Raw genomic sequence first — 6,796 nt, 5'->3', positions numbered from 1 at the left:
CGGCGGGATGGACGTGTGCGGCGGGGCGGGACGTGTGCGGCGGGGCGAGACCTGCGGCGAGCCCCCATCGGCAGGCTGCGCACGGCGGCTGACAGAATGTACCGGTGGGTTCGGAGCGTGGGGTCGCGGCGGTGCTGTGGGATATGGACGGCACGCTCCTGGATTCGGAGAAACTCTGGGATGTCGGCGTGCGGGAGCTGGCCAGGGAACTCGGGCACGAGATGACCGACGAGATCCGGCACGCGCTGATCGGCGCGTCCGGGGACGACGCGATGCGGATCATCTTCACCAGTCTCGATATCGATCCGACGCCGGTCGCCGTGCAGGAGGCGGCCGAGTTCCTCGATCAGCGTGTGGCCGAGCTGATGACCGGACCGATTCCGTGGCGGCCCGGTGCCAAGGACGCCCTCGCGCTGGTGCGTGCGGCCGGTCTGTCTTCCGCCCTCGTAACCAATACCAAGCGGTCGCTCGCCGAGTTCGGGCTGGACACGCTGGGCCGCGATTTCTTCGACATCTCGGTGTGCGGTGACGAGGTGGCGCGCGGCAAACCGGAACCGGACGTCTACCTGCGCGCCGCCGAACGGCTCGGGGTCGAGCCGCGACACTGTGTGGCCGTAGAGGATTCGCCGACCGGTGTCCGGGCGGCGCACGCGGCGGGGTGCGCGGTGCTCGTGGTGCCCTGTGAGATCGCGGTTCCGGACGGACCGGGACGGATGTTCCGCGATTCGCTCGTGGGACTCACCCTCGCCGATCTGGAACGCGCTTTGTTACTGCGCGACTGAGTATTTCGGTGCCGCAGCGGCCCCGTGGGGGGAGCGGGGCGAGGGGTGAAACCGGCCCGGGGCGCTGGTAGTCGATCATGGTCGGCGCGCGACACACCCGAGCGCGTTTGCCGAGAGTTACTGTGCCGCAACGGTAGTGCGCCCAGCTGATACCTGTGACCGCGATCACCGGCAATCTCGGCGAATCTCGGGCGTGTCGGCCGTTCGCTCTACCAGAATGTCGCCATGGCAGCCACGGGTGTGCTCGACGAGATCGTTGATACCGCTCGGTATCCATTGACGGATGCGGCGGACCCGGGCCGGCTGGCCGCGGTGGCAGCGGCGCGGGCGGAACTGGCCGCGAACGGATGTACCGTACTGCGCGGTTTCATCCGGCCGGAACTCGCCGAGACCCTGCGCGCGCAGGGCGAGGCGATGGCCCCGCACGCCTATTACGAAGTCGAGCGGGTCAACGCCTACAACATCCCGCTGGATACCGAACTGCCCGACGATCATCCCGGCCGGATCGTGCTGGAACGCGGCAACGCCTTCGTGCCGCGCGACCGCATCCCCGGCGATGCGCTGATCCATCGGCTCTACGTCGACGAACGGTTCCAGCGCTTCGTCGCCGACTGCTTCGACCTGGCCGAGCTGCACGAGTTCGCCGACCCGTTGGCCGGCCTGTGCCTGAACGTCGTCGCGCCGGGCATGTCGCATCCCTGGCACTTCGACACCAACGAATTCACCGTCAGCATGCTCACACAACCGGCGGAGTCGGGCGGAATCTTCGAGTACTGTCCGAACATTCGCACGCCGGAGGCCGAGCGGCTCGATGACGTGCGCGCGGTGCTCACCGGCTCGGGCGCACCGCTGATCCAGCGGCTCGACCTGCGCCCCGGCGATCTGCAGCTGTTCCGTGGCCGTTTCTCCCTGCACCGCGTCTCGCCCGTCGCCGGTGCGGCACAGCGGCATTCGGCGATCTTCGCCTACACCGACCGACCCGGGGTGATCGGCACGGTGGAGCGCACCCGGCAACTCTTCGGTCGGGTACTTCCCGACCATCTGGCCGCCGCGGCCGACGTCGTCCGCGGTGACCGATTGCTCGACTGAGCCGAACGGCCCGATCGTCACGTCGATCGGGAAACACCGCTCGACCCGAGAGGAACGACTGTGGCAGTGCCGTTACACACGACCGGGAAAGCCTCCTTCGACGATATCTACGAACGTCCCGATCCCCGCGACTACTACGCCCGCATGTCCGACCTCGACTATCGCATTCCCGAACTGGCGAAACCGATTTTCCAGCAACAGATCCGGGAGTATCGCGCGTCCGCGCGGGTGGCCACGCCCACCGTGCTCGACATCGGCTGCTCCTACGGCGTCAACGCCGCGCTGCTGCGTTTCGACACCACCATGCACGACCTCACCGAGCACTACCGCACCGCCGACGGTGACCGTGCGGCGCTGATCGCCCGCGATCGCGCGGACCTCGGCACCGCCGACGGTCTGCCCGATGTCCGCTTCCTGGGCATGGACGCCTCCGCGCCCGCGCTCGGCTATGCCGAGGAGGCGGGACTGCTGCACGCCACCGTGCACGCCGATCTGGAATCGGGTGAGCCCACCGACGAGCAGCGCGAGCTGCTGGCGAGCGCGGACCTCATCATCTCCACCGGCTGTATCGGCTACGTCACCGAGAAAACTCTGGCCCGAGTCGCCACCGCCCATCCGCGCCGCCGACCCTGGATGGCACACTTCGTGCTGCGCATGTTCGACTTCGCGCCGATCGCCGCCGAACTCGCGGCGCTCGGCTACCGGACCGAGCAGGCGCCCGGGCTGTTCGAGCAGCGCAGGTTCGCCTCCGTCGCCGAACAGACCCAGGTGCTGAACACCTTGTCCGCCAAAGGGATCGACACTACCGACCGGGAAACCGAAGGCTGGCTCTACGCCGGCCTGTATCTATCGCGACCGTTGCCGAAGCACCACGCCGACACCGAGGACCAGCATTGACCGAACGCACCTTCGCCGCCGACGACACCCTGCCCCGGGTGCCCCTGCCGACGCTGGAGGCCAGCTGCCACCGCTTTCTGGAGTGGTGCGCACCGCTGCTCACCGCCGATGAACTGGCCACCACCGAGGCAGCGGTCGCCGACCTGCTGCGCCCGGACAGCCCCGCGCGCACGCTGCACGCGGCGCTGGCCGAATACGACGCCACACCCGGCGTCGGCAGCTGGCTCGACCTGTTCTGGCCGTCGCGCTACCTGGGCCGGCGTGATCGGATCGCGCTGAACGCGAACTTCTTCTTCCTGTTCCGGGAGGAGACCACCCTGGCCACCTCGACCGGTGCGAACCAGGTGGAACGGGCGGCGGGGATCATCAGCGCCGCAGTCGATTACAAGCTCGCGCTGGACCAGGAAGCGATCCCGCCGGTGCTGCAACGCGGGCAGGCGCTGTCCATGTGGCAGAACAAGTACCTGTTCTCCGAGACCCGGATTCCCGGTGCCGAACAGGACAGCGTGCGCGTCCCCTACAGCGCCGAATGGCCGGGGCCCTCGACCGCCAAGCATGTGGTGGTCTTCTTCCGCGGCAGCATGTTCCGGATGGACGTGCTCGGCGCCGACGGCGCGCCCTACTCGCTCGACGATCTCGCCGACGGCCTGCGCGAGGTGCTCAAGGCCGGCGCCCGCTCGACCCGAACCGATTCCGCGGTAGGGCATCTCACCACCAAGGCCCGGGCCGAATGGGCGGCGAGCAGGCAGGCACTGCTCGCCGAGCCGGCCAACGCGGCGGCTCTCGACATCGTCGAGACCGCGCTGTTCTGCGTCTGCCTGGAGGATTTCGCGCCGCGCGACGAGCTGCACGCGTGCGATCAACTGCTGCACGGCGACAGCGCGAACCGCTGGTTCGACAAGTCGGTGTCGTTCATCGTCTTCGGCGACGGCCAGGCGGGCATCAACATCGAGCACTGCGGACTGGACGGCACCACCATCCTGTCCTTCGTGGACGCGATGCTGGAGACCTCGGCGCAGGAGCACGCCGCCCGATCCGGCGCGCGCGCCCAGGGTTTACCGGCCGTCGAGCCGATCGAGTTCGTGCTCGACGCCGCGCAGCGCAACGACATCGCCGCCGCGGGCGCCGATTTCGCGCGCTACGCCGCCGACAATGCCACGCAGACCGTCTCTTTCGCCGATTTCGGTACCACGCGGGCCAAGCAGCTCGGCATCTCGCCGGATGCGTTCGCGCAGTTGAGCTATCAGCTCGCGCACCGGCGCAGCAAGGGAATCACCGGCGCCACTTACGAATCCATCGCCACCCGGCAGTACCGCAACGGCCGCACCGAGGCGATGCGGGTGATCACGCCGGAGATGGTGGCGTTCGTGGACGCGATGCAGGACGAGTCCGTCGATCGGGACACGCGGCTCGCGGCGGCGCGCACCGCGGCCACCGCGCACGTGGCCAGGGCCAAGCAGTGCCAGGCCGGTGACGCGCCGGAACAGCACCTGTGGGAACTGCAGTGGATCCAGCGCAGGCGCGGCGCGGAACTCGGTGTCACCGAGCCGATTCCGTTCTACGACAGCCCCGGCTGGACGATCATGCGTGACGACTACCTGAGCACCAGCTCGGCCCCGTCGGTCAACATCCGCTACTTCGGTTTCGGCTCGACCAGCCCGCGCTGTATCGGTGTCGCCTACGTTCTGCTGCCCGACCGCTGGAACCTCTACCTCGCCACCCCCACCGCGGTCGCCGACCAGATGCATGCCTTCGCCGACCACCTCCGCACCGCAGTCGCCGACCTGGAGGCACTGCTCAGCCCGAGCTGATCGGGTCGAACCCGGAACGCCGGAATCCTGCAAGGCGCCCACTTCGGTGCCCAGCTCGGTTCCGGCGTTCGTCGTCCGGCACCGCGTCGGTCACTCGATGGCCGACGTCAGCTCGGCGCTGCGGCGGGCGGTGGCGCCGACCGCGGTCCGCACCCTTTCTGACCGCCCGCACCCCGACTCGACTTGCGACATACCGTGTTTCGCGACGAAAGGGGTGCGGGAACTCGTAACGTCACGGCGGCGGCTCAGGCGTCGTCGATGTGCCGTCGCGCCGGCCAAGGTGGTGCCGGCTTCGTCGGCGATCCTGGTCAGTACGTCGGCGGCCGGTTCGATCGCAGTGATCAGGTCGACGCCCTCGCCGGCCCACACCGGGATCGCGGCCGGGTCGTCGCGCCGCACGGCGTCGAGGTAGACGTCCTGGGCGGCGGTGTCGGCGCGCAGGACGTCCTCGCGGTCCTGCCAGCGGTCGAAGAACGGGTTGCGCAGCATGCGTGCGGTGTACTTCGTGGGCCAAGGGGAGCGGCGGGCGATATCGAACACACGGTTGCGGGAGGTGTCGTCACCGCGCGCGGCCACAATCGCCTTCGCCTGCGCGGCGGAGAGCATCGCCTCGTGGGTCGCCTCGAACCGCGTGCCGATCATCGCACCGGCCGCCCCAGCGTGAGCGCGGCGGCCAGGCCGCGACCGTCCGCGATCCCGTCCGCCGCGAGCACCGGCGTGGGATGTACCAGGTCGGCGACCGTCGGCACCATGGTCATCGTCGAACGCCCCGCGCCGTGCCCGCCGACTTCGCTGCCCTGCGCGACGATCAGGTCCGCGCCGACGTCCGCGGCTCGCCGCGCCTCGTCGTGGTCGGTGACCTGCACCAGCAACGCCGCGCCCGCGCCGCGTGCGGCCGTCGAGGGGGAACTGGTGGCGGTAACGCCCGAGTGCGCCGCGCCACCAGTTCCCCCTCGACGGAGCGGGGCTGGCAACGGCCCCGCACACCGGTCTGAAAGAATGACTTATCGTGAAGAACTTCGAATCCCTGTTCGCCGAGCTGCAGGATCGTGCGGTCAACCGCCCCGAGGGGTCCGGCACCGTGGCCGCGTTGGACGCCGGCGTGCATAGCCAGGGTAAGAAGGTGCTCGAGGAGGCCGGCGAGGTGTGGCTGGCCGCCGAGCACGAGAGCGACGAGTCGCTCGCCGAGGAGATCTCCCAGCTGCTGTACTGGGTTCAGGTGCTGATGGTGGGTCGTGGGCTGAAGCTCGAAGACGTGTACCGACATCTGTGACGGCCGTCTTGTTCCGCAGTCTCTCTCCGTGAAAGGACCTCAACCATGCTGCGCGTCGCAGTCCCCAACAAGGGCGCCCTGTCCGAAGCCGCCACTTCTATTCTCGCCGAGGCCGGTTACCGCAAACGCACCGATGCCCGCGACCTGACCGTGCTCGACCCGGCCAATCAGGTGGAATTCTTCTTCCTGCGGCCCAAGGACATCGCTATCTACGTCGGTTCCGGCGAACTCGATCTGGGCATCACCGGCCGCGACCTCGCCCTCGACTCCGGCGCGCCGGTCAGCGAACGGCTCGCCCTCGGCTTCGGGCGCTCCACCTTCCGGTACGCGGCACCCGCCGGGCAGGACTGGAAAGTAGAGGACCTCTACGACAAGCGCATCGCCACCTCGTACCCGAATCTCGTGCTCGCCGATCTGCAGCGCCGCGGCATCCAGGCCGAGGTGATCCGCCTCGACGGCGCGGTGGAGATCTCGATCCAGCTCGGTGTCGCCGACGCCATCGCCGATGTGGTCGGCTCGGGTCGCACCCTGCGCCAGCACAATCTGATCGCGTTCGGCGAATCGCTCTGCGATTCCGAAGGGGTGCTGATCGAGCGCACCGGCTCGGACCAGCAGGAGAAGGCGCGCAACCAGCTCATCGCGCGCGTCCAGGGCGTCGTCTTCGGCCAGCAGTACATCATGCTGGACTACGACTGCCCGAAGGAGCTGCTCGACGCGGCCGTCGCGATCACGCCCGGACTGGAATCGCCGACGGTGTCGCCGCTGGCGGACGAGAACTGGGTCGCGATCCGCGCCATGGTGCCGCGTAAGCAGGGCAACGAGGTGATGGACCAGCTCGCCGATCTGGGTGCGAAAGCCATCCTCGCCTTCGACATTCGTTCCTGCCGCGCCTTCTGAGACCCATCCGTACCCGTCCCGTCCAGGGCGGGTACGGATTATCGGCG

General features: G+C 68.8%; 8 protein-coding genes. 6 read left to right on the top strand and 2 right to left on the bottom strand.

The annotated features are described in order from the left end of the window. Positions 1-143 precede the first annotated feature (143 nt). The 4 genes from NBRGI_RS27330 (at position 144) to NBRGI_RS27315 (ending at position 4,579) form a co-directional block, all read left to right on the top strand. A complete protein-coding gene (locus tag NBRGI_RS27330) occupies positions 144-782 on the top strand; it encodes an HAD family hydrolase (protein ID WP_051728067.1) in 639 nt (212 codons plus the stop codon). A gap of 225 nt (positions 783-1,007) precedes the next feature. Next, positions 1,008-1,871 carry a HalD/BesD family halogenase gene (locus tag NBRGI_RS27325; protein ID WP_029900073.1) on the top strand — a complete coding sequence of 288 codons (864 nt, stop codon included), beginning with the start codon at positions 1,008-1,010 and terminating at the stop codon, positions 1,869-1,871. A 60-nt stretch (positions 1,872-1,931) separates the two neighbouring features. Further along, positions 1,932-2,768, top strand: coding sequence for a class I SAM-dependent methyltransferase (locus tag NBRGI_RS27320; RefSeq protein ID WP_200882227.1), 837 nt, complete (start codon positions 1,932-1,934; stop codon positions 2,766-2,768). Beyond that, a complete protein-coding gene (locus tag NBRGI_RS27315; RefSeq protein ID WP_029900071.1) occupies positions 2,765-4,579 on the top strand; it encodes a choline/carnitine O-acyltransferase in 1,815 nt (604 codons plus the stop codon). Before NBRGI_RS27320 ends, NBRGI_RS27315 begins: the two co-directional genes overlap by 4 nt. 90 nt (positions 4,580-4,669) lie before the next feature. On the opposite strand, the gene NBRGI_RS48775 is transcribed toward NBRGI_RS27315, so the two are convergent. Beyond that, positions 4,670-5,221, bottom strand: a complete 552-nt coding sequence (locus NBRGI_RS48775) for a hypothetical protein (RefSeq protein ID WP_051728065.1) — start codon at positions 5,219-5,221, stop codon at positions 4,670-4,672. Beyond that, the gene (locus NBRGI_RS48770) at positions 5,218-5,553 is read right to left on the bottom strand and encodes a nitronate monooxygenase (RefSeq protein WP_200882226.1); all 336 of its coding nucleotides are present in this window, start codon (positions 5,551-5,553) and stop codon (positions 5,218-5,220) included. Before NBRGI_RS48770 ends, NBRGI_RS48775 begins: the two co-directional genes overlap by 4 nt. Before the next feature lie 35 nt (positions 5,554-5,588). On the opposite strand from NBRGI_RS48770, the gene NBRGI_RS27305 reads away from it, so the two are divergent. After that, positions 5,589-5,852, top strand: coding sequence for a phosphoribosyl-ATP diphosphatase (locus tag NBRGI_RS27305; RefSeq protein WP_014986213.1), 264 nt, complete (start codon positions 5,589-5,591; stop codon positions 5,850-5,852). Positions 5,853-5,897: 45 nt separating this feature from the next. After that, a complete protein-coding gene (gene hisG, locus NBRGI_RS27300) occupies positions 5,898-6,749 on the top strand; it encodes an ATP phosphoribosyltransferase (protein WP_029900070.1) in 852 nt (283 codons plus the stop codon). Positions 6,750-6,796 lie beyond the last annotated feature (47 nt).

Origin of the sequence: Nocardia brasiliensis IFM 10847, assembly GCF_000710915.1 — a bacterium.
GTDB classification, from domain to species: domain Bacteria; phylum Actinomycetota; class Actinomycetes; order Mycobacteriales; family Mycobacteriaceae; genus Nocardia; species Nocardia brasiliensis_A.
This window is presented reverse-complemented; position numbering and strand designations above follow the sequence as displayed.

Coding starts and splice junctions, on each gene's coding strand:
- NBRGI_RS48775 (WP_051728065.1), bottom strand. CDS start 5,221: ATGATCGGCACGCGGTTCGAGGCGACCCACGAGGCGATGCTCTCCGCC.
- NBRGI_RS27330 (WP_051728067.1), top strand. CDS start 144: ATGGACGGCACGCTCCTGGATTCGGAGAAACTCTGGGATGTCGGCGTG.
- hisG (WP_029900070.1), top strand. CDS start 5,898: ATGCTGCGCGTCGCAGTCCCCAACAAGGGCGCCCTGTCCGAAGCCGCC.
- NBRGI_RS27325 (WP_029900073.1), top strand. CDS start 1,008: ATGGCAGCCACGGGTGTGCTCGACGAGATCGTTGATACCGCTCGGTAT.